We start from the raw sequence: 25,713 nt of genomic DNA, 5'->3' as shown, positions 1-25,713 counted from the left end.
CACTTATACCCCAAGCTCTAGTTGATTGCTGACCAACTCAAAATACCGTCCTCTCTGTACCACTAGCTCCCCATGAGTGCCTATTTCCACAATTTTCCCTTTCTCCAACACCACAATCTGGTCGGCGTTTTTGACCGTACTCAACCGATGTGCTACTACCACCACGGTTTTGTTTTGAAAAAATTCTTCCAAATTGTGCATAATTGCCCGCTCATTGTTGGCATCAAGTGCATTAGTAGCTTCATCAAAAAACAAATAATCGGGGTTTTTATAGACGGCACGAGCTATCAGCAAACGCTGACGTTGTCCTTGACTGATGCCATTGCCTTCGGCACCGATTTTGGTATTGTAACCCAAAGGCAGCTCTTCAATAAAAGATTGGATATTAGCTACCTTTACGGCATGAAGTAGCTTCGGAATATCAGGAACTTCGTCACTCACCGCAATATTGTTGGCAATGGTATCCGAAAAAATAAACCCATCTTGAAGTACCGTACCACAAATAGCCCGCAGCCCCCTAATCGAGCCGTCGAACCGTCCCAGAGAGGTAGGATACGTAATACTACCCACTTGCGGATGATAAAATTTAAGCAAAAGTTTGAGTAAAGTCGTTTTTCCACTTCCACTACTACCCACAATAGCCGTCACTTTTCCTTCTGGAATACATAAATTTATGTTTTTTAGCACTGGCTCATTTCCTGCCCCGGGATAAGTGAAGGAGACATTTGTTAACCTCACCCCCGACCCTTCTCCTTGCTGGCGTGGGTAGGAGATATGCAATCCATCTTTGGGAGAATGCACAGTAAAATCAGGTCTTAGCAAGGATAGAGAGTGGTCTTCGTCTTCTAGCTCATGGATTTCATTTAATCGCTCTAAGCTCATTTGGGCATCTTGCCATTGCTGCATAAATTGCACAAGCTGCTCCACAGGGCTATTCAATTGGCCAATGATGTATTGGAGGGCCATCATTCCACCCAAGGTAAGTTGCCCATTGACTACGGCCGTAGCCGCCAAAAAAGTAATAGCCATATTTTTTCCTTCATTCAAAAACAAGGCTCCTGCTTGTTGATATTGTCCTACTGCCAATCCCCTCATACTGAGGCGAAATTGCCGTACTTGTAAATTCTCCCACTGCCAACGTTTAAGATGCTCGGCATTGTTCAATTTGATTTCTTGTACGCCAGTGATAAGTTGAATTAAGCTGCTCTGATTTTGGGAAGCCAATGCAAAACGTTTGTGGTCTAATTGCCTTCGATAACGCAGAAAAAGCACTACCCACAAAGAATACAAAATACTACCTAACAAGAAAACCCCAAAAATAGTGAGATTGTAATAGACCAAAACAACGCTAAAAACAAGCAAATTGAACAGCGAAAACAAGGTGTGTAGTGAAGTCCCTGTCAGAAACTGCTCAATACGATGATGATCTCCGATGCGCTGCAGAATATCGCCCGTAAGCTTGGTATCAAAAAAAGATAGGGGCAACTTGAGCAATTTGGTCAAAAAATCGGATAGGATGTTGAGATTGATACGGGTACTAATGTGCAATAATACCCACGACCGAATAAAATCCACGGACATCCGCCCCACAAACAACATTACTTGCGCGGCCAACACAAGCGTAATAAAATTAAGGTTGTGCGTTTGTATACCTATATCTACGACCGATTGGGTCAAAAATGGAAGTACCAACTGTAAAATGCTCCCTACCAACATCCCTAGCCCCAATTGTCCCACTAAATCCTTATACTTCCATAGGTATCCCAAAAAATAACGAATACCCAACGCTCTAGCGCCTGAAGTGAGATTGTTTTTTCCGCTATCGGAACCTAGCGGGCTATAAAACTGAGGAGTGGGCTCAAGCAATAGCGCCACCCCTACTTTTTCGCCATTGGCTACGGTTGTAGCCCATTTGCTTTCAAATTCTTCATAGGTATAAGCAATGAGACCCGTAGCGGGATCGGCAACGCGAATCTCACCGCGCGGGTTGGGGGTAACCACCACAAAATGATTCTGCCCCCAGTGGACAATGCACGGCAGCGGGGCTTCTTCCAACAATTTTTGGAGTGTAACTTTTACACCTAATGTTTTGAAACCAATGCTTTCGGCAGCTTGCGCAATGCCCAGTAGATTGACGCCCTCTTTCCCAATCTCCGCCGCTGCACGCAACGGTTGCACGGCGTAGCTTTGCCCATAGTACTTAGCCACCATCCGAAGACAGGTAGGCCCGCAATCCATGGCATCGAGTTGGCGGTAGTGAGGGAATTCTTTAGGCATAAACTACTTTTTTAGAAAATTGGTTATTTTTGTAAAAACTCACTACTATGAGTACCTATACAAACTATATTGTAACTGACCATCGCATCATGCTTGGAAAGCCCATTTTAAAAGGCACAAGACTTAGGGTGGAACTCATACTGAGAAAACTCGCCCAAGGAGCCACTCATAAAGACCTATTAACTATGTATCCTTCCTTAACCGAAGAACACATACGGGCAGTACTTGAATACGCTGCCGATGTGCTGGGCAATGAAGACTCATTGCTGTCTGTTGCATGATTTTAGCCGATGAAAATATTGACCATTCACTCATTGAATCTATTCGACAATCAGGTATTGAGGTTTATTCCATTTATGAACTGCAACGCGGTACATCCGATTTCTCTATTATTGAACTATCGAAAAAGCCACCCCGAATTATTTTGACCGAAGATAAAGACTTCGGGAAATGGGTATTTGCGCACCAGACATTAGCGTTTTACTGCTTCGTTATCATTTTACAGAGACCAAACAAATCCGACATATCTTACTCAAAATCTTATATGATCAGTCTATCCATTTATTTGGCAAGTTCACTACCCTAACCCTTCACAAAATCAGAACAAGGCCATTGTAGCCTTCGTTTCTTATGCTATTAGTACAGAAATTCCATGTTGTTTTTCCTGATAAAAACCGCCTGCGCAAAGGCTTCAAATTCGGGGGTGGTTTTCATTAAGCCTAATTCAACTAACTGCTGCAAATTTTCAAACTTGACCGAACCTTCATGATAGAATTGAATATCAGGCGTTTCTTTTAGCTTCTGGTGAAAGATTTTGTAGTAAAACGCGTTGCCATAGTGCTGCTCGCGCTGACACTCTTCCTCTACCTCCGTAATAAAATCTGATAAAAACTTGGTGTGAAACACTACCCCCTGTACATCACTCAAGGTAGCTCCGTTGATGGCGTGCATTCCTTGTGAGAGGTAAGTACCTTCGGTATTTTTGAAAAAGGGGACTTTAGACAAAATAGAAGGCGGATTGCTCCTACCAAAAACCCGGTCTCGCATCCCACCCGTGAAAATCTCAAAAGTGTACGACTTCCCCGTACTTCTATCCGGAAACGAAAATGAAATCTTTCGATAATCCTTATCAAAATAATTAAGCATCTCCAACGGATTTTCCCCACGACTATACGATGCAGCCACTACGCTTTGATCTGAGTACATATCCAATAGAAATGTACGAATCGCTGTTTCGTTTCTACTTTCTAAAAACGCCCGAAGTTCTTGCAACGAAAGATGCTCTGAATAGGGATAGGAAAACAACTCATCAATATCCACCACTACGCACCAATGTTCTTTGCCATAGGTATCCAATAAATGTTCCATCCAAAACCAATGATTTTGATAATTATCTTTTGTCTCAAATACATGCACCTTTTCCTCCGATAAAGCCAATTGTACGGAATTATCTGTTGAATTATTATCTATCAAAAAAAATCTATTCACACCCAAGTTTTTGTAATAATCCAAAAAATATGGCAACCTTAGCGACTCATTACGCATGATAGCAAAAAGCCTAATTTCGTCTGAATTCTTTGGAATAATCTGATTATCAACGCGTCTAATTGTTGATATACTCTTCTTTTTTGATGCTTGATAATGTGTTTTTTCTCGACTCACCTTTCGATGATTTTGCAATTGATTGTACCAAGTAAGTAGATGATATTTGAGACTAATAAGCATAGAATACTACTTTTTCAGCAATTCATCAAACAATTCTCTAATTTTTGGATCACTTGGTCGAGGGGCATCGGCGTTGATGACTTTACCGTCTTTACCGATGAGGATATAACGTGGAATAGAGGATATTTTGAAGTGTTTAGCAAAAGCAGATTTACTTCCATTTATTAGTAAATAGCTATCCTTACTTTGATTAAGTTTAGCTCTTATCATACCATTTTCCCATGCCACACGGCTTTTATCTAAACTGATAAAGATAAAGTTTATTTTTTTACCCTTATATAATTGCTGAAGTTGATGAGAGATTGGCATTTCGGCAATACAGGGCGAACACCAAGACGCCCATAAGTCAATATATGTTAATTTATCTTTAGAAGATTCTATTAAATTCTTTATTAGTATTTTTTTAGATTCCATTCCAAACAATTCAGAAGACATAAAGCTTTTTTGTAAAGGCGTCACATTTTCCATTACTGACATATTACGTTTAATATAAGCAACATAATTCTCATCTTTACAGTCTTTATAAAAGTTATTCAACATGTATTTAAATCCACTTTCTTGCATATCTTCCTCCATTTTCATTTTAACAACTCTAAATAACAAATAATCTTTTGTTTTATCTTTAAAATTTTCTTTAACTACACTATATAAATTATAAACATCGTTTTTAACACCTTTTTTATAGCACAAAAAATAAGCGTACAACAGTGCAGATATATTATAATTATCAATAAATACACATTCATTACAATCAAATTCTTTATTTAAAGTATCATAAACAGAAATCAACTTATCTGGGAAGGGTTTTTTATATTTATCCATAATAAATGGAGAAAAATAATCTCTCATCATATAATGAATTACATCAAATTTAAAATTATTATAAACATAGCTTCTAAAACCTTTACTAACCATTTTACGTCTATCATATATATTCAAATAATCAAACACTTTTTTTGCTCTTTTTTTTGACAGATCCACTTGTTCATTTACTGGAATTTTTACAGAAAACACACCCTTAAAGGCTGAAATTTCACCTATATGCTGTTTCAAATCAACTGTAAAATTCAATTCATTTGTTCTTACACTATCCTTAAGCGACCTGAGCCTTGTAAAGCCTTCAATATCTTTATAAGCTTCAAGTCTATCTCCAGGGTATAATATAAAACTCACCCAAGATTCATTTTCAAAAAATGGCTTTGTTGAATCAATATCAATTGTCGATACTTTAATTGGAAGTTTAGAAACAAGATTCAAGCTCAAATCTAAACTTGCTGAATTAAACTCTAAGCGTGTAGAAGCGTCCTCATACCCATCTACAACTTGCCAATTAATGCTGTTATGTTTTTTAATATTATTATAAATAGAAATTGTATCACTTCTCCCCTCCAATAAGTACATTTGACCTTGTACAGGTGGAATATATTTGGAATAATACACATAAACAATCAGCATAAACAAAACACTAAAATTCACTAAATTATTTTTTTTCATATAAAATATTTATTAAAATTTTTACGGGAACAATATTAAAACCACTCCCGTAAAAACATAAATTATCAATTAAATACTACTACCTTTACAGCTACTACAGCACCAGCCATACCGTTTATTGTGTTCTTGTGCAAACTTACTAGCTTTTTCCTTAGCCTGCGCCATTGTATAAACGTTTTTTGATTCTACTCTTTGACCATAATGATCAATAGTCCATAAGGCACACCCTCCCGTTACTCTTTTCATTTCAGCTCTTGTTAAAGCGAAATCTCCAAAATTTGATAATCTGTTCATTGTTTCTGTTTAGCGGCTTACAGCCATTGTTAAATTGTTTAAAAATTAATTTATCTGAATTGGCCAATTCCTATGGTAGAATAATAAGTACAGAGTCTGGGTATCTCTTGTACTTGGTAAAATTTAGGCAACTCTACTGCATTTAAAAAAGTGGTTGGAGCAGTCATTACTCCCGCTAATTCAAGCCAACGAATATGTAATTGCAGCTGTTGAATAGCTGCCGCCTTCCCGTAATCTCCCTTCGTTTGCCTACTCCATTCATTATAATATCTTTCATTTGTTTCAAACCACTCACGTAGTGCCTCTTCCATTTGATAGGTAGGCAAACTCAGTATTTGTCTCGCTACTTTGCTTGCAATATCATCATCTGAAAAACCTGCTGCCAAAATGATTTTTACCTGCACTGTATCATTTATTTCAAGTAACTTTTTGAGTTCTGAATGATTGCGCCGGCAAGCCGCGCAAGTGGGATTAGTAACCATAATCAACGTATTTTCAGCATTCGGATTCCCTAATTGAATCACTTCCATTCCTTCAAAAATAGGAGGTAATAAACGCTGATTTCTAAACAAACCCTGAATATACTCAGGCGAAAATTTTAATTTTTGAAATTCTCGAAATAAGGAATCATAGCGATTGGATTTCTGCAAATGCCCTTTAAATAACGCCCAAAATGTAGGTACAATAGCAAAAGTACCTAATAGATATAGTACTGAAATCAGAGAAAAATTATTCATCAACACTAGTTTCCCTTCATCAGAAAAATCTGTAACGCTAATGGTTCCTATTCCCAACCCAAACTCTAGCCAGAGCAATACCTGCACCGTAAAACACAACACACACCACTCCCGTGCTATTCGCCATTGGTAATAAATAGACCAAAAGGTATAGGGCAATGCAAAGCCCCCCAGCCCCCAAAGGAATAGTAAAATTCCATCCCTATAGGGGAAGGTTAGGGCGGGATTTAATAGGCTAATCAAGCCCCCTGCAAAATAAAATAATCCCACCTCACTCCAACTCAGCCACTCGGTTAGTTTCGCGGCCGGCGATTGGAGAATGTTTTGGCAATTGCTGCGACGGTTGATTTGGCATACTTTCTGCAAAAAAGAGTTCTGCGAATCAATACCGTACCAAACCAGCATCCCACTCACAATTGTTCCTGTCAATTTGGTCGCTAAAAGTCCGTAATATGGGAGATGGGAATTCAAGGGAAATTTTTGAATTAAATTCCACAGAACTACCCCTAAACATAGTACTATCGCACTCACAATGAATGGAATACGCAAAGAAGCAATTAATTCCCAGCGGCGGCTTTGGGCATACTCACGCTCACCCGAAGTAGCATTAGGTTCTATTAATAAGGCAACGCCCGTCCATTTATGTACAAAATCGTTATAATTGTCGCTCTGCCAGCCACGTTGGGTATGCAGCCACTCTACGGTGCTGCCAACTTTTCGCACGGGTACAAAGACTCCACCATCCACCTGCAATTGTGTCAAAGCCGGCAGCGGTATTTCAGACAAACAGTCAGGTGTAAGGCGCGTAGCCATATTAGGCACATTGAAATCGGTCAATACATCACTCAGTGCACTTAGGCTTGGAAAATCGGGATGTTGCCACAGCGCATTGCGCAAACTACGCGCAGTAATGCGTACCTTACTCAAATACAAGAGCATATTGGTAGCTTCAAAGGCATTTTTCTCAGTTGGATTTAGTTTCATAGACTTTCTATTTTTGTCACCCTGCAAGGGTCTAAACTATCTTAGGCTAACACGACTGAATGCCTATCCACAAGAAGGCTCTGCACTGTCTCTTTTATTTTCTCTTCCTTGTATTCATCGTCAATCACTTCCCTAAACTGCCTCACTTTCTCGTGAAATGTTTTTTCTTCCAGCAATCGTTCGAGTTTCTTTTTCAAATCCCCAAGTCGCTCGTGCGCAAAAGCACCGCGTAGACCCAAGCCATGATACTCTATTTTGACGGCGTTGCCATTTTGGTCGTAGTGAGGGTCGAGGGGATACGCCAGCATAGGTACTCCGTAATAAATTGCTTCTTTGATAGAGCCAAATCCCGCATGAGTGATAAACACGTCGGCTTCGGCCAGTACTGTCAGCTGCGGGACGCGACTAAAAAAGTGGGTACAGTTGGTAAATAGCTTTCTGGCGCGGAGGGTTTCTATGACGTATTTGTTGACCGAGCATACCAAATGTACCTGCGGTAAGTCAGCAATCACCTCTAGCAGGTTAGTCACAAAACGCAACAGCATGGCGTCAGCCCCTTCATAAAAGGTACCAAAACTGCAATAAACAAGGCGCTCTCCGTTTTTTTTCTGAGCTTTAATTAATTCCCACACTTTTTCAAAAGCAGGGTCAAGCTCAGTGTCTTGCCGATGCTCTCGCATACACAGCCCCAAATAATGTTGATTTGGTTTGCGTATTTCAGGCGCAAATTCAAATTCCAACGGCGCCAATACCAATTCGGGCACGTTGGCAACTACCTGCGTCACAGTCGTATCTTGCGCAAAGGGAGCGATTTGTTCCAAAAATTGGCGATGACCGGCTACCACTTGACGCAGCCATGCCTGTCTGGGATTGCGTAAAAACTGAAGGAATAAGTCCCTTCGTTTTCTCCACCCCAACTTTAATTCCCCTTGTTGGGCGTTGGACTGACTCGTGTGGCTGCTTCCGCTGAGTATTAAGTCCCCCATGGGAGGATTTACGGGGCTTGACACTATCGGCCACTCTCCTACCCGATACGTAGAGGGCATGGGATTAAAAAAGGCGATATTAAATTCTGAACGGCGTGGATATAATACCCAAAAATCGGTACAAACAAATAAATCTATCAAAATAGTTGTGGGACGAAGCTCTTCAATCAGCGCATCCAATTCTCGTTTTCGTTCCCAATATAGCTCGTTTGTACGGTAAGCGTTTAGCAGCCGTCGGTACGAAACCTTTTCCTTTTTAGCAGCTAAATACGAGGCTTCCATGCCGTAACCTACACGCCAGCCCGTGGTTTTCACAGCTTGATAGCCATTCTTAGTGACCAACTCCGCCAATACATCATTTGTAACAGCATAATATACTTCATACCCCTCCTCCTCCGACAGCCTATCAGCCACGTACAGCGATGGCAATACATGGCTGCGGATACTTGCGGGCAAAATAAGTAAATGGGGTTTCATCGGAGAGGTTAGATGGCTTAGGATTGTATGCCACAAACCAATATAAATTTTTTCAGAAATTATATCGGTTTTCCGATATTCTCAATCGCTTTTCCGATATTTTTTTTCTTTTTACCGTTTAATAAGTTTTTTAAAAAAAAATTGCAAATGCAATACTTTGTATTTTAGTTTGTCCGCTAACATATTATAATATACCTACTTTGAGTCGTTAAGAGTTTAAAACCACCAATCATATTGTTGGTAAAAAATTAAGTACTAGGTCTCTCCTAAATAACAAGGGGGATTTGTTTCACTTTATTACTCTATCAGCTCATGACATTAGAAATATTTATTCAGTCCAAAAACCGTTTATCTCAAATTACTATCTGAGATATTAGTAGTAAAACCTAAAAAAAATTTATAGTTTTTTAGCGTAAATTGATTCTCTCACTTTCTACTCAACACTCTACGTTAGATATTGAATATTAGCTCACACGTTATGCAAAACGCTTATTTTATGATTTAAAACTTAACATTCAAGCTTGCATGACATTAGGAACATTTCTACGAAATAGGCGTACTCACCTACGCCTTACTCAAAAAGAGATAGCACTGTCTATCAATGTAGCTCAAAGTACGTACTGCGATTGGGAAAGCGATACCAACACTCCCAAAATCAAACATCTTGGGTCGTTGGCTCAAAAACTTGAAATTGAAAAAGAAGAGCTGATAAAATATTTAACCCTGCCCACGCTCAAAACGTCGGCAGGGTTAGGAATGGGTTGACTTTGAACCCTGCCGACGTTGTCACGTTTTGAACGTCGGCAGGGTTAGGGTTAGGCTGATGTTAAACCCTGCCGACGTTGGGACATTTGGAATGTCGGCAGGGTTAGGGCTAGTGCTGACGTTCAACCCTGCCGACGTTGGGACATTTGGAACGTCGGCAGGGTTAGGGCTAGTGCTGACGTTAAACCCTGCCGACATTGGGACGTTTTGAACGTCGGCAGGGTTAGGGCTAATGCTGATGTTAAACCCTGCCGACGTTGTCACGTTTGGAATGTCGGCAGGGTTAGGGCTAGTGCTGACGTTAACCCCTGCCGACGTTGTCACGTTTTGAACGTCGGCAGGGTTAGGGCTGGTGCTGACGTTAACCCCTGCCGACGTTGTCACGTTTTGAACGTCGGCAGGGTTAGGGCTGGTGCTGATGTTAACCCCTGCCGACGTTGTCACGTTTGGAATGTCGGCAGGGTTAGGGCTAGTGCTGACGTTAACCCCTGCCGACGTTGTCGTGTTGTTTGAACGTCGGCAGGGTTAGGGCTAGTGCTGACGTTAACCCCTGCCGACGTTGTCACGTTTTGAACGTCGGCAGGGGTTAGGGCTTGTGAGTTGTCATAGCTATAAAACAGTGATAAACGCTATGATTTATATCGTCGGAACTTTTACAGCTTTCTTCCTAGCCCTTATCATCCTTACCAAAAAAGGGCGCACTACTGCCGACTTCATTTTGGGTATTTGGATGATTGTAGTGGGCATTCATGTATTTTCGTATTATGGGTTTATTGATCAATTTATCTATAATTATCCAATCTTCCTAGGTATCAACTTTCCCCTTCCTTTTTTGCATGGCCCTCTACTCTACCTCTATACGCTAGCACTGACCCGCCCCGAAAATTTTCAAAAAAAACAATGGCTTTGGCACCTGGTCTTACCTCTCATAATCATTGGTATCTATTTGCCTTTTTGGTTTTTAACCACCGCCCAAAAGATTGAGGTATTCAAACACAATGGTAAAGGCTTTGAAACCCAACTCCAACTCATCGATATCTTACTCACGTGCTCGGGGCTTCTCTATGTCTTAGGTACAAATTTGCTCCTCAAAAAACACCGTAAACGCATCCTACATCAGTTTTCTAACCAAGATAAAATCAACCTCCATTGGCTACAGTTTCTTTTTTATGCAATGGGCTTGATATGGGCTTTGATTATTGGAAATCAAGACGACCAGTTGATATTTTCTTCGGCTAGTGTATTTGCAATAGGTGTGGGGTATTTTGGTATTAAACAAGTGGGAATTTTTACGAATCAATATTCGGCGGCTATTGCGTCAAATGCGCCGCTTGTTGTTCCATTATCTCATGAAGAAACTAATCTTGAGAAAAAGAAATATGCCAAATCGGGTCTTAATGAAGAAAGCGCTCAAGAGCTTCATAAACGCCTCTCAGCCCTGATGGAGCAACAAAAAACTTTCAAAGAACCCGAACTAACGCTCGTTGATTTGGCTAGTCAATTAGATATTCATCCCAATTATTTATCCCAAATCATCAACGACATAGAAGGTGTTCATTTTTATGACTACATCAATAATTTACGAATAGCAGAATTTAAAAGAATGGCTATTTTACCCGAAAACAAACGTTTTACAATTCTTGCTTTAGCCTATGAATGTGGCTTTAATTCAAAATCGTCTTTCAATCGTTGTTTTAAAAAAACAACTCAGCTTTCTCCTTCCGAATTTATGAAACAGGCGCTGGAAATATCATAAAATAGGTCTCATCTTACAAGCAAGGGCGCATAGGAGGTTATTTGAAGGGATTTTTGTGGCGAAATCAAACTTTAATGCTCATGATTCATTTCAAAACAAAACTCATTCGTTGCGCGTCTTTGGTAGTTTTTATCTTGTATGGACCAAAAACAATCGCCCAATTTTCCCCAAAAACCGTAAGGGTTTCTTTCTTCAACGAAACCCTCGGCCTGCCTTCTTGGAAACTCACCCAATTACCTATTCACCCAGCCTTTTCTGTCGGTACCGACTTACGAGTGCGCTCCGGTAAGCATTGGCAAAAAGCGTGGGGAGTAGATTTTTATTATTACTACCAACAATCTCTCGAACATGCCCTCATGCTCGATGCTTCTTATCGATTAGGGTATCGCTTACCTTTTGGCCTCCAAACCAATCTTCATACGGCTCTGGGTTACAAACACGCCATATTGGCTGGACAGAAATATGAACTAAAAAATGGCGAATATCAACGTGTTACACATTTCGGCAAAGCCCAAGCCAATATCAAATTAGGTCTAGGACTTGAGTATTCACTTTCTGACCGTTATGCCATTACTACCGACTACAAAACCATGGTGGTGGCTCCTTTTGGCGACCGTATCATTCCTTTTTCAATTCACACTTTTTTGGGTGTAGGTCTTAAAATCAATCTCCGCCCCTAAATCATCTTACTACAGCTCATGAAAAACATTCAGCTATCAGCTCTAGCAATCTTATTTTTATTGCTTACCGCATGTCAAGAAAATCTTGAAAAAGCCATTCCGCAGGCTACTTGTAGCTTTGCTAATGTAGTCCATCCTCGCGCCGCTCAATACCAACGTATCGTCGATAAGTTTATGCAAGCAGGTGCTGTGGGCGTAAGTATCACTATCAAAACCCCTGAGGGAATTTGGAGCACTACTGCCGGCAAAGCCGACCTGCCAAATAATATCAATCTTAGCCCTTGCCATACGCTTGGCATAGGAAGTATATCCAAGACCGTTAGCGCCGCTACTATCCTAAAACTCCAAGAAGAAGGCAAACTTCACATCGATGATTTGGCCAGCAAATACCTATTATCTGACGAATACACTAAGCATATTTCCAATCTTGATAAAGCGACTATTCGCCACTTACTGCAACATACGTCGGGGATTAGAGATTATTTGGGCATCGGTGGGGTACTCAACATCCATAATCAGTCGGTAAAAGCCCAGTCGGCTAAGGAAAATTTACGAACGATTTTTGACAAAAAAGCTTTGTTTGAGGTAGGTTCGCAGTGGAGTTATTCCAATACCAACTACTTAATTTTGGCCTTGATTATTGAAAACATTACTGGTAAAAGTGCGTATGAAGTAGTGACCGAAAAAATCATTCAACCCCTCCACTTGCAAAATACCTATGCTTCTTCTACCCGTCCTGCGAGCCTTTCAAGGGGATATTATGATTCTTTCAACAATGGCATGATGCGTGACCTCACAAAATTTGATTATTATGCCGTAGGTGGTCAAGATATGCTCGATGGCGGATTGGTATCTAATTCTTATGATTTAGCTATTTTTATGGAATCCCTTAAGACTCACCAACTCCTCAAGCCTTCTTCAGTTGCGCTGATGGAAACCCCAACAAACCTCCAAATTGACGATATTCCAGAAAATCTATCTTATATCAAAGACTACGGATTAGGCCTTTTTCTTCTGGATATTGATGGCAAAAAAGGAATCGGCCACGGCGGAAATGTGCACTGCTTCAACGGAGTGGCCTATTACTTTCCTGCCCAAAAAGTGAGCATTGCTATTTTATTAAATAGTTATTCCAAAAAGTTGGATGAAGTATTATACGATAAAGAAACGCTGAAAATGGCGTTTTGAAGCTTTTTAAACCTTAACCTCGGCTACGTTCTAAACGTAGCCGAGGTTTCAGAAAAGTTATTTTTTATCTCCTCCCTTTTCTCTTCGTCCCCGATGCTGCTGATTCCCTTTAGGAGATGGATTGGGATTTCCACCTTCTACTTTTGCTTTGGTATCTTGTGGAGAAGAAGGGTTTGTCTTTGGGTTGGGATTTCCACCTTCTGCCTTCGCTTTGGGCTCTTGTGAAGGAGCAGTTGTTTTTGGGTTAGAATTTCCACCTTCTGTTTTTGCTTTGCCCTCTACTTGTGTAGCAGGATTATTTGTTTTTGGGTTGGGATTCCCCCCACTGTTATTAGGATTGTTCCCGCCACTTTTCTTCTTCTTGTTTTTGCGATTTCCTCCTTGGCTTTGTTCTCGGCTACTGAATTTTTTATCCATTTTTGCCAAGTCACTATTAATTCCAATGGCAGGAACTGCCAACACTACCTCCTCAATATCAAGCACGTCAAGAGAAATAGGTTTTTGACCTTGTGCGTTTAATTTCAGAATTTTATTGACCTGCTCAAGCGTAATAGGATGCCAAGTGGTACTGTCGTTTTCATAGCCAAACCACATTATTTTTTTAAAAATGTCGGTTTTTTGGAGATGAGCTAATCCTTTCTGGGTTTTGAGGGGGGCATCCACGTGTGGAATATCCTTCAGAGCATCGATGTAGGTTTCCAACTCATAATTGAGGCAACACTTCAAACGCCCACATTGCCCCGAGAGCTTGGTAGGATTAAGCGATAGATTTTGATACCTAGCAGCAGAAGTTGTGATATTTTTAAACTCTGTAAGCCAAGTAGAACAGCAAAGCTCGCGTCCACAAGCACCAATTCCGCCTAGGCGCCCGGCTTCTTGACGAAGACTGATTTGACGCATTTCGATACGGGCCTTGAACTCACCCGCCAATACCTTAATCAATTCACGAAAATCGACACGATCGTCGGCAGAATAGTAGAATGTAGCTTTGGTATTGTCAGATTGAAACTCCACATCTGAGAGTTTCATATTGAGTTTCAGGTCTTTCACCATTTCGCGTGCGCGATACATGGTAGTAAGATCACGAGCGATACTCTGCTCGTGCTTCTCCAAATCTCTGGAAGTGGCAACCCGATAAATACTTTTGATGTTTTCGTCATCAGCGATTTTGCGCTTGAGCATCTGCACCCTTACCAAATCTCCTTGCAATGACACCGCTCCTATGTGATAGCCTGAGGCCATTTCACAAACGACATAATCGCCCGTATGGAGATCTAACTGATTGACATTCCGAAAGTATTCTTTTCTTCCTCCTTTAAATTTTACTTCTACTATATCAAATCGTTTACCGAATGGCATATCCATATCACTTAGCCAGTCGAAAACGTTCATCTTATTACAACCGCCTGTAGAACAGGCTCCGTTATTTTTACAACCAGCGGTTTTTCCGTTCAGTCCGCGCGTTCCGCAACCACCAGTTGAGCACGATTTACAGCTCATTGTTTCATGGTTAGTGAATAGTGGTCAACAGTTAGTGATTTTCCCTAACCATTCCCAACCACTAATCGTTGTATCTAATCAAGTCTAAACCAATATCTTTACGATAATATTTTCCCTCAAATTGAACGGCAGCCGCCGCCTTTTGCGATTTATTTACAGCTCCTTCGAGGGAGTTGGCTAGTGCGGTTAAGGCCAGCACTCGCCCTCCGTTGGTAAGTACCTCTCCATCGCCATTGGTAGTTGTGCCAGCATGAAACACCGTCACATCTTCTATTCTTTCAAGCTCTGCAATTTTCTTGCCTTTTTCGTAATCATCAGGATATCCTCCTGATACGATGACGGTAGTCACGGCTGTTTGATTTGATATTACAAAATCGCTATCTATGAGTTTTTGATCAGCCGCTGCCAAGAGCAAAGTCACCAAATCCGACTGAATGCGAGGCAATACTACTTCCGTTTCGGGGTCACCCATGCGTGCATTGTATTCTATCACATAGGGTTCGCCTTTGACGTTCATTAATCCAATAAATATAAAGCCTACATAATGGATTTTTTCTTCTTGAAGTCCTCTTAAAGTAGGTTTTACAATTTTTTGTTCTACTTTTTTGAGGAAGTTTTCATCCGCAAAGACTACTGGCGATACGGCTCCCATACCTCCTGTATTGGGGCCGGTATCACGCTCTCCAATGCGTTTGTAGTCTTTGGCTTCGGGCAAGATTTTATAATTGAGCCCGTCAGTAAGCACAAATACCGAAAGCTCAATACCTCTCAAAAATTGCTCGATAACCACCTTACTACTAGCCGCTCCAAATTTAGCCTCTACCAACATATCGTTGAGAGCGGTTTTGGCGACCGCCGTAGTTTCAGCAATAATCACGCCTTTGCCGGCCGCCAATCCATCGGCTTTAAGTACTACTGGCAAAGAATGAGTGTCTAAGTAAGCAAGTCCTTCTTCGAGACTTTCGACTGTGAATGTCCGCGAAGAAGCCGTCGGAATGCCATACTTAAGCATGAAGTTTTTAGAGAAATCTTTACTTCCTTCTAGCTGTGCCCCTAATTGGTCAGGGCCGACAATTTTGACACGGGCTAGTTCGGGACGAGCTTTCAAAAAATTGACGATTCCGTTGACGAGGGGTTCTTCCGGCCCCACGATTACTAATTTAATTTTGTGAGCGACAATCGCCTTCGCCACTGCTTCAAAGTCATTATAACTAATCGGCAAATTGGTGGCAACTTGAGCCGTCCCGGCGTTACCAGGGGCTACATAGAGTTCATCACAGTGGGGGCTTTGGGCTATTTTCCAAGCAAAAGCGTGCTCTCGCCCGCCCGACCCGAGGATTAGAATATTCATCTTTTTGATGTAAAGTGTCAAGTTGAGCGTTTTGAGTGATTCACAATAAAAAATAATTAGAGTTTTTCACTTCAAACTTTCCACTTTCTACTTAGTTTGCTACTTCTGACAAAAATTTGATACGCATCAGTCTAAGTTCGTCTTCTGTGACATCTTCGCTCGCCAATTCATCCAAGGCGACCTTGATGCTATCTGTTTCGGCCGTCATGAAATAGTCATATATATCATGTTGACGGTCGCGATCCATTATTTGATTGATGTAATAATCTAAATTCAATTTGGTGCCAGAATAGCAGATGTGTTCTATCTCCTCTATCAACTCATCCATACCGAGCCCTTTGGCTTCGGCAATTTCATCTAAATCTACTTTACGGTCAATCTGTTGAATAATAAATATCTTAACTTTTGACTTATTGGCAGCCGATTTTACGACTACGTCTTTAGCCGTTTCAATTTCGTTTTCTTCAACGTACTTCGTAATTAAATCAATAAATGGCCGTCCAAATTTCTGCACTTTTCCCATGCCCACACCATTGATTTGGGCCATTTCTTGGGTAGTAGTCGGGTAGGTAGTTGCCATTTCTTCCAAAGAAGGATCTTGGAAGATTACGTAAGGCGGAAGGTTTTTATCTTTCGCAATTTTTTTACGAAGTGCTTTGAGCAGTCCCAGTAAGGCGTCGTCGTAAGCATTGCCGCCACCCGAAGGAGCTAGCTCTGCCACATCTTCGTCTTCGCTGGCTTTTTGTATTTCGTTTTCGTCGAAAGTATGGTCTTTTGATATGGTGATTGGGTATGGGTCATCAATGTACTTTAAGCCTTTCTCGCTCATTTTCAAGACGCCATAATTTTCAGAATCTTTGAGAAGATAGCCAAAAATCACCAACTGACGAATCAACGAACGCCAATACTCCACGCCATACTCTTCACCCTCCTCTTCATCTTTATATTTCCCTAGTCCGTATACATCTAGCTTGTTGTGTTCGTAGCTAGTCACATATATATTGTCGGTGGCCGTAATCAAATCTGCAATGTGATCTCCATCAAAACGCTGGTCGGTTTGTTTGATAGCTCTCAATACCAGCACCGCTTCATCTTGTACTTTGATTTTAGAGGTAGGTTTGAGACAGTTGTCACAAAAACCACAATCTTTCTCCATGTATTCGCCAAAGTAGCTCAACAATTGACGGCGGCGGCAAGCTCCCAAATTGGAGTAAGCTACCATTTCACTGAGCAAATGTCGGGCATTGTCACGTTCAGTAACAGACTTATCCTTATTGAACTTTTCTAATTTTTGAATGTCGTCAATACTATAAAACATCACACAATTCCCTTCCAATCCGTCTCTACCTGCTCGGCCCGTTTCTTGATAATATCCTTCGAGAGACTTGGGCGCATCATAGTGAATCACAAACCGCACATCGGGTTTGTCGATTCCCATACCAAACGCAATCGTAGCCACGATTACATCTGCTTCTTCGTTCAAAAACGCATCTTGGTTGTTCATGCGGGTAGTAGAATCCAAGCCAGCATGATAAGGCAATGCCTTTATATCATTGACATTGAGCAAGTTTGCCACTTCCTCCACCGTTTTACGGCTCAAGCAATAAATGATACCCGATTTACCTTTATTGTTTTTGATGTATTTAATAAGCTGCTTATTAACATCCCCCAACTTTGGACGAACTTCATAATATAGATTCTTACGATTGAAAGAAGACTTAAACAAGTCTGCTTCTTCCATCCGCAAGTTTTTCACTATATCTTGTTGTACTTTGGGCGTTGCCGTAGCAGTAAGTGCAATTAAAGGCAGATTGGGGTTAATATTGTCAATAATACCCCGAATACGGCGGTACTCTGGACGAAAATCATGGCCCCATTCGGAGATACAGTGCGCCTCATCCACTGCCACAAAAGAGATGTTGGTTTTCTGTAAAAAATCCAAGTTTTCTTCTTTAGTCAGGGATTCGGGTGCAATGTATAGCAACTTTAGGGTACTGTCTAGCGCATCCTTTTTGACTTTGTTTATTTCTGCTTTATTGAGCGTAGAGTTAAGAAATTGGGCATTTATCCCAAAAGCATTTAGTTGATCTACTTGATTTTTCATCAAAGCTATCAACGGCGAAATCACAATTGCAACGCCTTCGCTTGTAATCGCTGGCAACTGATAGCATAGAGACTTCCCGGCACCTGTAGGCATAATCACGAAAGTATTATGACCACTCATGACGCTATTGATGATAGCCTCCTGCTCTCCTCTAAACTGACTGTAACCAAAAACTTCCTTTAGCCTTTCTTTAAGCGTTTGTTGTACGCCTGTATCTACCTGAATCATCCTCGTGACTTATAATTTTAAGCCTATAACTACCTGTTTTACAGGATATTGTATAGATTTTTTTTAGTGAGTTAAAAAGTAAAAAAATGCAAGTTAGGGGCTATTCGTTTTCCCAATCCAATGAATCAGTGTCAATAGTCATAACTAACTTTGAAATTAGTAAAAATTATCAAAACTGACACAACAAATTTTTATCATCAAAAAAAACATTTTTTTTCAATGAGGGTGTTTATTATACGCCAAACACCCTGATAAACAAAACATTGAGACAAAATAAAAGCAGAAAAACAAATAGAAATAGAGAGCTAAAAAATCTCGTTAAATCCCATTTTATTTATCTCATTCTATCTTGCGAACGCACAAATTTTTCGTCGCGGCGGATAAAACGATTGGCTAAAACGTTGGCGAGCATGGCCACTATAAGCGAGTAAAACCCAAAACTAAAATCGCCTGAAGCCGATACACCAAAAAGATTTTTTGCTTTTCCAAAGATAAAATACATTACTAAACCCATAATAATCGTCATAAGGATTGAATTGACAGCACACAATCCTGATTGAAGAAGACGGTTTTTGTATTGAAAAATGGCAAATAATGCCACCCCCGCAATGAGTGCCCCTAACAATGCTAGGTACCAAGTGGGGGTAATCATTGAACTATTGCCGGTGGTATGGGTAAGCCTAAGGGCGGTAAGTTGGACTGACTGAGTGGCGTCAACGGCGACTTTCTCCCAAATCGGGAGTGAAATCATACCAACCATACCCACTACGACTATCGCCAAAAAAAGTGTCTGAATACGCTGTAACATAAGGTTTTAGTGATATTTCTTGAATTATTGAATGTGGTTCTGATTTTAGAAAATGACGACAAAGGTAAACATTTGAAGCAGATTTTGGAATACACTTTTATGGGAAGATTTTAAGAGCCTTACCCCACAAACGGTTTGGCTCTAGTGAATTAATTTAATGGATTTACTCTATTTTTGCGAAACTAAGTAAGATTTCTAATTGATATATCAGTATGCTTTCAAAAACTTTTGGTAGTGCAGTATATGGTGTCAATGCCACTATTATTACGATTGAAGTGGCAGTAGGACAAGGTATGCGTTTTTTTATGGTTGGTCTACCTGATAGTGCCGTCAAGGAAAGTGAACAGCGGGTGGAAGCTTCCCTAAAGTATTTTAATTACCGTATGCCACGCCAAAAAGTGGTAGTCAATCTTGCCCCAGCCGATATTCGCAAAGAAGGTTCTGCTTATGATTTGGCCATCGCCTTGTGTGTCTTAGAAGCCTCCGAGCAACTATCCACCCAAAAGAAATTGGAAGAATATATCATAATGGGCGAGCTTTCGCTTGACGGGAAATTGAGACCTATCAAAGGCGTGCTTCCTATTGCTATCGAAGCCCGAAAGCTCGGCTATAAGGGATTTGTGTTGCCCGCAGCCAATGCGCAAGAAGCCGCTATTGTCAACAACATCGACGTCATCCCTGTCGAAACGCTCAAAGAAGCCATCGATTTTTTTGAAGGCACCCATGATATCACGCCTCTTACGATTGATACGCGTGATATTTTTTTTAGCACTATCAACGACTACGAAGCTGATTTTGAGCATGTCCAAGGACAAGAAAACATCAAACGTGCGCTCGAAATCGCCGCTTCGGGTGGGCACAATGTAATCATGATTGGGCCTCCTGGTGCAGGAAAAACCATGCTCGCCAAGCGTTTGCCTTCCATTCTTCCGCCGCTTACGCTTCAAGAAGCGCTCGAAACTACCAAAATCCATTCAGTAGCCGGGAAGCTCGGCTCCAAGGCTGCTCTTATATCACGTCGCCCGTTTCGGGCACCTCACCATACGGTAAGCGATGCCGCCTTGGTAGGTGGCGGTACTTTTCCACAACCTGGCGAAATCTCTTTGGCTCATAATGGCGTATTGTTTTTGGACGAACTACCCGAATTCAAACGTACTGTTTTGGAAGTAATGCGCCAACCCTTAGAAGAGCGTCGCGTCACAATTTCGCGCACTAAATGGGCGATTGAATTCCCTGCCAATTTTATGCTCATTGCCAGTATGAACCCTTGCCCCTGTGGGTATTATAATCATCCCGAAAAAGAGTGCGTGTGTCCGCCGGGTACAGTGCAGCGATATCTCAATAAAATCAGCGGCCCCCTCCTCGACCGCATCGATCTGCACGTAGAAGTAACGCCCGTTTCGTTTGACCAAATTGCCTCTACTCGCAAAACCGAAAGTAGCGTAGCTATTAGAGAAAGGGTAATGAAAGCACGCGAAATTCAGACCGAAAGATTCAAATCAAATCCGGGGATTTATTGTAATGCCATGATGCCTTCGCAGATGGTAAAGGAGATTTGTGACATCAATCCTGCGGGTAAAGTTCTGCTAAAAACAGCAATGGAACGCCTCGGGCTTTCGGCACGTGCCTATGACCGTATCTTAAAAGTAGCCCGTACTATCGCCGACCTCGCCGCCAGTCCCGATATTAAAATAGAGCACCTAGCCGAGGCGATTCAGTACCGAAGTTTGGATAGAGAAAACTGGGCGGGCTAACTCACATCTCTCAACAACTCATCCACGGCTCTACGGCTTGATTCGATAGCGCCATGGACAGTCCCGCTATGGCCTCCATAGTGAGTAGCTTCGCCCGCAAAATATATCCTTCGTTTTACGGGTTGAGAAAGGACTTGCCGCGTCAATAAGCCTCCGCCGCCAACCAAAGGATACGAAAAAGCCCCTTTGATATAAGGCTCTTTTGTCCAATCAGTAATGCGAACGTTGGTCAAAGCAGTAGTAGCAGCTCCTTTACCATACAGCGTATCCAAGTCTTTGAGAATGGCCTGTACTAAGACGGTTGCCGATTGGGTACTCAAAAACTCAGCTTTTTCGCCCATTATGGTAGCTGTCAATACAAAAGATTTACCCTCTCGTCCATACGAATTTACCTTAAACTGCGGCACCACTCCTGCTGTATAAATCATGCTCGCATTGGCATCCCAAAAACGCTTGTTGAATATCAACGTCACTTTCATTCCTGCTCCCATACCGATGTTTTTGAGGGCATTAGTATGAGTTTCGGGCAAAGCGGGGGTAAGTTGCAAATCTCCTGACTGTAAAATACTTAGCGGAACAGTAATGATTACTTTATCCACAAATCGGCGTTGTGCTTGACTGTCTTCTAGCATGATTCGCTCGTTGCTATAATCAATGCGCCGAATGGGCATATTTAAGATTACTTTGGGAAGTATATTCTTAAATTTTTCGGTCAATACATTCGTTAAAGAAAGATTGGTTGAGGTATATAAATCGGTACCTGCACTCCAGATATTTGATTGCTCGGCCATCGACTTTACGCTCAATCGACCGGCAGAAGTACCATATTTGTTAGCCAAAATGGATTCAACCACATATCGTACATCGGAGGGCACCGAGCGAGCATTGAGAAATTGAAGCAACGTCATATCATCTCCTGTATAGCTAAGAGCCTGTCTTACAAGGGAGATAGCCGCCTGAAAATTAGTATTTGTTTTCAGTTGTTCTTCATTCTGAATTTGAGAACCTATTTGATAAAAATCATTGGCACTATCACTTTTAATCAGCGTAGCTCCTGCTGCTTTTACCCAATCATACCACTGCGAAGGAGAACCGTAGATTTCTTCTGCGCCAAGCTCAAGGTCAAAATCTGCCAAACCTTTCAGTGACCTGATTCGCCCGCCGATTTGGTCGGAAGCTTCATAAATAGTGTATTTAGCTTCTTGTTCTTCCAACAACTGCCCCGCATACAATCCAGCCGCTCCTGCACCAATTATGGCGATTTGCCCTTCATATTTGCGGTTGGCATCAGGGATTTTGTCTTGACAGCTTCCCAGTGCCACTGCTCCAGTTGTAATGAGCGTATTTTTGATAAAATCGCGACGTTGCATAACTTTCTAAGTGCTAAACCACAACGGGGTTAAAAAATAATATCCAGTCAATTTCTCCAAAAATTCCTCTTTAAGGGATTGGATAACCTTTCTACTTAGCTTTTTCCAAAGTCTAAATCTCTATTCACAAACGTTTACGGAGCTATCATCAGTACAAGCCTCCAACAATTCTTGGTTTGTTTTTTTCAAAACTGGATGAACAAAACTGGGAGCTATTTCTACCAAAGGCACAAGCGTAAACCGACGCTCATGCAAACGCGGATGAGGCAATGACAAGGTCTCTGTCTCTGAAATCAGATCATCATAATACAAAATATCAATATCTATGACCCTTGCCCCCCAGCGAAGCCGCCGTTCTCTACCTAGTTTTTTTTCGATACTAAGTGTATTTTCCAACAATTCTTGTGCCGAAAGGTGGGTTTCTATTTTCAATACTTGATTCAGAAAAGCGGGTTGGTCAGTCACACCCCAAGGAGCTGTTTCGTACAAAGATGAGGCGACAATCTGAGTGGCTAGTTGCTCTGAGATCAAACGCCTTGCTTGTGCTAATGTCCCCTTTCGGTCTCCTAAATTGGCTCCCAATAATATAAAAACGGGATTTTGATTCATCCCGCAAAGGTAGGCAAACTATTAATAATTCTGTTTTCGACCTTCAAAAACAAATAAAGTCTTTTTTACTTTTTTGATAGAATATAAGCAGAAAAAGAGCCTTAGGTGCTTTTTCAAAAAAACAGTAAATATCTCTCAATGATGACATCTCATAGAAGTATCTTTCTTTTTTTGACAATATTTGTTTGGAGTCTTGGCTGTGTGGCACAGCAAGAAATGCCTTTGTACAACGCCGCTATTCCCAACGCCACCAACGCTCCCAACGAAGAAGCAAAAACGCCCAACCAGGTAGTATCTAAAGTAGCAATACCTACGCTTAGCGTTTTTTTGCCCCCTAAAGAAAAAGCTACGGGCGCAGCGGTGATTATTTGTCCAGGGGGAGGCTATGGAGTACTCGTCATCAAAAGAGAAGGATATGATGTGGCCGAGGCATTTGTAAAACAAGGCATTGCGGCATTTGTACTCAAATACCGCCTTCCTAGCCCCAAAACCATGATTGACCCTTCTATAGGGCCATTGCAAGATGCGCAGCAAGCTATCAAGACAATCCGTCAGCGTGCCAATGAGTGGAACATTAATCCCCAAAAAATCGGCATTATGGGCTTTTCGGCAGGGGGGCATTTGGCTTCTACGACGGGGACGCATTTCGGGCGTACGATTCTTCCCAATCCAGAAGGCACTAGCCTACGTCCTGATTTCATGATTTTGGTGTATCCGGTTATTAGTTTTATGGAAGGCATCGGTCACAAAGGCTCTGGTGCCAATCTCTTGGGAAAAGACGCTTCGGCTGAGCAAATCAAACTTTATTCTAACGAAACCCAAGTCACTCCTTCTACGCCTCCGGCTTTCATTACCCATGCCAGCGACGATACGGTGGTACCTGTAGCCAATAGTTTGCTTTTTTATGAAGCTTTACAAAAAAATAAGGTAATGAGTGAGTTGCATATTTATTCGAAAGGCGAACATGGCTATCTCAAAGTCCCTGCTTTTGACGAATGGTTTGGTCGCTGCTTACACTGGATGAAAACGGCAGGATTTACGCCTTAGAGACCCAGGAATAATTCTGGGTTATAATTTGCAGGTCGCTTTTGAGAATAAACTTACGTTCAAGGAGTTGATTCTGATTTTCAACAAACAAATGGAGCAATTTGGCCTCGCGATAGGTCAGGTCGTGGTACTTGTTAAGGGTATAAAATTATATCCCAATTGCAGTTCGTTGGTTTGGCAGTCTATGACCGCTACGTCGTAGTTGATTTTGACACCATGAAGATTAAAAGGCTCTTGCAACAACGACGGTAACTAGTTGTAATATATTAGGTAACCTCCGCTGTTTTTTGACCACGGTAATGCGAGACGTGGAATCGCCACTTGCCAATAAAAGGCGATACCCCGTGCAACGAAGCGCAAGATTGACTTTCTCCTCAAACCGTTTTAGTAGACAAAACTCATAAGTAGGTAAAATCCTACCAAAGACCGTTCTTTTTCACTTGATAAAAGCGTTTGCCATCAAAGCGATAGAGTCCTTGCCCTGTTCCCCACCACATGTTTCCTGACTTATCCTGAAACATGCTTTGAACACAACAGTTTAGGCCGTCGACAGGGGTAAAAACGGTGAAAGCTTTTGGATTTGGTAAAGGAAGGGAAGGGTCAAACCTCGTCGTGCTGCCTCGGGCGGTAATCCAAATGATACCCGATTGTTCAATAATGATTCCCCAAAACTCCGTTCCGCCTAAGCCGTCTTTTGGAGTATATTCGGTAAATCTTTGCCCCACTGTCTGTTTGGGATCATATTTGCAAATGCCATTTTTCATGGTAAACCACATATTGCCCGCTTTATCTTGGGCAATTCCTCCCGCGTAGTTCTCGCCCAATTGTTCTTTTTCGGCTACATGAGTAATGGCGTTATCACCTTTCTGCTTAGGGTCATAACGAAAGACCCCCTGATTAGAAGACGCAAACCAGATGTTACCGATTTTGTCTTCCATGATGCCTGCCACATTGATAGGAGGAAGTTCTTTAAATAGGGAAAAACTTTTTCGGCCTTCGCTATCGGCCACAGGGTCATATCGGTAAACGCCGCCGTGTGTACCTACCCAAACCGTGCCCGATTTGTCAACAAGAATGCCTTTTCGAGTAATATCAACGTGGTTTAGGCCATCTTTTTGGTTGTAATTCCGAAAGGTTTTTCCGACCGCCCGTCTGGGATCATACCTATACACCCCTTGGTCGGTACCAAACCACATATTGCCTTCTTTATCTTCAGTGATGGCATAAACGGTTTGGTTATAAAATCCGTCGGGATTAGAAAAATAGGTCAAGGTTTTTTCATCGTACCTCACGACGCCTTCACCTATGGTACCAAACCACAAATTCCCTTTTGAATCCTGAAAAATACTTCGGATGTATTGGCTGACCAAGGTCGTGTCAAAATCGGGTGCCAACCCCACGGACTTAAAGTTCTTTATGATTTTGGGGCTATCCTTTTGCTTTTTCTCTTGTCCGCTGCAAAAACTTGTCAAGAAGCTTATAACAAACAAAAAATAAAGAAGGCACCGAACTTCATGTTTTGTCATTTTCCTTTGGTTAAGAACTTTCTGTTTCTACTGAGTATTTGCTGAAGTTGAGG

22 protein-coding genes are annotated in these 25,713 nt (G+C 41.5%); 8 read left to right on the top strand and 14 right to left on the bottom strand.

Going from position 1 to position 25,713, the window contains the following annotated elements; all coding sequences use genetic code 11:
• Positions 1-3: 3 nt before the first annotated feature.
• Positions 4-2,277 carry a peptidase domain-containing ABC transporter gene (locus P1X15_RS18170; RefSeq protein ID WP_277339558.1) on the bottom strand — a complete coding sequence of 758 codons (2,274 nt, stop codon included), beginning with the start codon at positions 2,275-2,277 and terminating at the stop codon, positions 4-6.
• Positions 2,278-2,324: 47 nt separating this feature from the next.
• Between P1X15_RS18170 and P1X15_RS18165 the strand changes: the two genes are divergently transcribed.
• Both P1X15_RS18165 and P1X15_RS32615 read left to right on the top strand, forming a co-directional pair.
• Entirely contained in the window at positions 2,325-2,558 is a 234-nt protein-coding gene (locus tag P1X15_RS18165; protein WP_277339557.1) for a DUF433 domain-containing protein, read from the top strand.
• Positions 2,555-2,863, top strand: a complete 309-nt coding sequence (locus P1X15_RS32615) for a DUF5615 family PIN-like protein (RefSeq protein WP_409049693.1) — start codon at positions 2,555-2,557, stop codon at positions 2,861-2,863. The genes P1X15_RS18165 and P1X15_RS32615 overlap by 4 nt, the downstream gene beginning before the upstream one ends.
• Before the next feature lie 50 nt (positions 2,864-2,913).
• On the opposite strand, the gene P1X15_RS18160 is transcribed toward P1X15_RS32615, so the two are convergent.
• From P1X15_RS18160 to P1X15_RS18140, 5 genes are all read right to left on the bottom strand, one after another.
• Complete coding sequence (locus tag P1X15_RS18160) at positions 2,914-3,822, bottom strand: glycosyltransferase family 2 protein (protein WP_277339676.1); 909 nt, start codon at positions 3,820-3,822, stop codon at positions 2,914-2,916.
• Between the two features lie 186 nt (positions 3,823-4,008).
• Entirely contained in the window at positions 4,009-5,496 is a 1,488-nt protein-coding gene (locus tag P1X15_RS18155) for a TlpA disulfide reductase family protein (protein WP_277339556.1), read from the bottom strand.
• 69 nt (positions 5,497-5,565) lie between these two features.
• On the bottom strand, positions 5,566-5,790 hold the full coding sequence (locus P1X15_RS18150; protein ID WP_277339555.1) for a hypothetical protein: 225 nt from the start codon (positions 5,788-5,790) through the stop codon (positions 5,566-5,568).
• 50 nt (positions 5,791-5,840) lie between these two features.
• Positions 5,841-7,511 (bottom strand): vitamin K epoxide reductase family protein, encoded by a 1,671-nt coding sequence (locus P1X15_RS18145; protein WP_277339554.1) that lies wholly within the window; start codon positions 7,509-7,511, stop codon positions 5,841-5,843.
• A 41-nt stretch (positions 7,512-7,552) separates the two neighbouring features.
• Positions 7,553-8,974: a glycosyltransferase gene (locus P1X15_RS18140; RefSeq protein ID WP_277339553.1), complete on the bottom strand. Its 1,422-nt coding sequence runs from the start codon at positions 8,972-8,974 to the stop codon at positions 7,553-7,555.
• Positions 8,975-9,499: 525 nt separating this feature from the next.
• Between P1X15_RS18140 and P1X15_RS18135 the strand changes: the two genes are divergently transcribed.
• The gene (locus P1X15_RS18135) at positions 9,500-9,739 is read left to right on the top strand and encodes a helix-turn-helix domain-containing protein (RefSeq protein ID WP_277339552.1); all 240 of its coding nucleotides are present in this window, start codon (positions 9,500-9,502) and stop codon (positions 9,737-9,739) included.
• Positions 9,740-9,760: 21 nt separating this feature from the next.
• Here the strand turns inward: P1X15_RS18135 and P1X15_RS18130 are convergent, their stop codons facing one another.
• The gene (locus P1X15_RS18130) at positions 9,761-10,183 is read right to left on the bottom strand and encodes a hypothetical protein (protein ID WP_277339551.1); all 423 of its coding nucleotides are present in this window, start codon (positions 10,181-10,183) and stop codon (positions 9,761-9,763) included.
• Between the two features lie 115 nt (positions 10,184-10,298).
• Between P1X15_RS18130 and P1X15_RS18125 the strand changes: the two genes are divergently transcribed.
• The 3 genes from P1X15_RS18125 to P1X15_RS18115 all read left to right on the top strand — a co-directional run bounded on the left by P1X15_RS18125 (position 10,299) and on the right by P1X15_RS18115 (position 13,363).
• A complete protein-coding gene (locus P1X15_RS18125; protein WP_277339550.1) occupies positions 10,299-11,495 on the top strand; it encodes an AraC family transcriptional regulator in 1,197 nt (398 codons plus the stop codon).
• An 80-nt stretch (positions 11,496-11,575) separates the two neighbouring features.
• Positions 11,576-12,175: a hypothetical protein gene (locus P1X15_RS18120; protein ID WP_277339549.1), complete on the top strand. Its 600-nt coding sequence runs from the start codon at positions 11,576-11,578 to the stop codon at positions 12,173-12,175.
• Between the two features lie 18 nt (positions 12,176-12,193).
• A complete protein-coding gene (locus P1X15_RS18115) occupies positions 12,194-13,363 on the top strand; it encodes a serine hydrolase (protein WP_277339548.1) in 1,170 nt (389 codons plus the stop codon).
• 57 nt (positions 13,364-13,420) lie between these two features.
• Here P1X15_RS18115 and P1X15_RS18110 read toward each other — a convergent pair whose 3' ends face one another.
• From P1X15_RS18110 to P1X15_RS18095, 4 genes are all read right to left on the bottom strand, one after another.
• Positions 13,421-14,863 (bottom strand): regulatory iron-sulfur-containing complex subunit RicT, encoded by a 1,443-nt coding sequence (locus P1X15_RS18110; protein ID WP_277339547.1) that lies wholly within the window; start codon positions 14,861-14,863, stop codon positions 13,421-13,423.
• Positions 14,864-14,924: 61 nt separating this feature from the next.
• A complete protein-coding gene (gene purD / locus P1X15_RS18105) occupies positions 14,925-16,214 on the bottom strand; it encodes a phosphoribosylamine--glycine ligase (RefSeq protein WP_277339546.1) in 1,290 nt (429 codons plus the stop codon).
• 91 nt (positions 16,215-16,305) lie between these two features.
• On the bottom strand, positions 16,306-18,546 hold the full coding sequence (recQ, locus tag P1X15_RS18100) for a DNA helicase RecQ (RefSeq protein ID WP_277339545.1): 2,241 nt from the start codon (positions 18,544-18,546) through the stop codon (positions 16,306-16,308).
• 334 nt (positions 18,547-18,880) lie between these two features.
• Complete coding sequence (locus tag P1X15_RS18095; RefSeq protein ID WP_277339544.1) at positions 18,881-19,354, bottom strand: DUF4293 domain-containing protein; 474 nt, start codon at positions 19,352-19,354, stop codon at positions 18,881-18,883.
• Positions 19,355-19,566: 212 nt separating this feature from the next.
• Here P1X15_RS18095 and P1X15_RS18090 point away from each other — a divergent pair, with 212 nt between their 5' ends.
• On the top strand, positions 19,567-21,108 hold the full coding sequence (locus P1X15_RS18090; RefSeq protein ID WP_277339543.1) for a YifB family Mg chelatase-like AAA ATPase: 1,542 nt from the start codon (positions 19,567-19,569) through the stop codon (positions 21,106-21,108).
• Here P1X15_RS18090 and P1X15_RS18085 read toward each other — a convergent pair.
• On the bottom strand, positions 21,105-22,478 hold the full coding sequence (locus P1X15_RS18085) for an NAD(P)/FAD-dependent oxidoreductase (RefSeq protein WP_277339542.1): 1,374 nt from the start codon (positions 22,476-22,478) through the stop codon (positions 21,105-21,107). The two genes, P1X15_RS18090 and P1X15_RS18085, sit on opposite strands and share 4 nt — an antisense overlap.
• 120 nt (positions 22,479-22,598) lie before the next feature.
• On the bottom strand, positions 22,599-23,087 hold the full coding sequence (gene folK / locus P1X15_RS18080) for a 2-amino-4-hydroxy-6-hydroxymethyldihydropteridine diphosphokinase (RefSeq protein ID WP_277339541.1): 489 nt from the start codon (positions 23,085-23,087) through the stop codon (positions 22,599-22,601).
• Between the two features lie 138 nt (positions 23,088-23,225).
• On the opposite strand from folK, the gene P1X15_RS18075 reads away from it, so the two are divergent.
• On the top strand, positions 23,226-24,134 hold the full coding sequence (locus P1X15_RS18075; protein WP_277339540.1) for an alpha/beta hydrolase: 909 nt from the start codon (positions 23,226-23,228) through the stop codon (positions 24,132-24,134).
• Between the two features lie 416 nt (positions 24,135-24,550).
• On the opposite strand, the gene P1X15_RS18070 is transcribed toward P1X15_RS18075, so the two are convergent.
• Positions 24,551-25,660 (bottom strand): two-component regulator propeller domain-containing protein, encoded by a 1,110-nt coding sequence (locus P1X15_RS18070; protein ID WP_277339539.1) that lies wholly within the window; start codon positions 25,658-25,660, stop codon positions 24,551-24,553.
• Positions 25,661-25,713: the final 53 nt, after the last annotated feature.

Origin of the sequence: Runella sp. MFBS21 (assembly GCF_029433105.1) — a bacterium.
GTDB lineage: Bacteria > Bacteroidota > Bacteroidia > Cytophagales > Spirosomataceae > Runella.
This window is presented reverse-complemented; position numbering and strand designations above follow the sequence as displayed.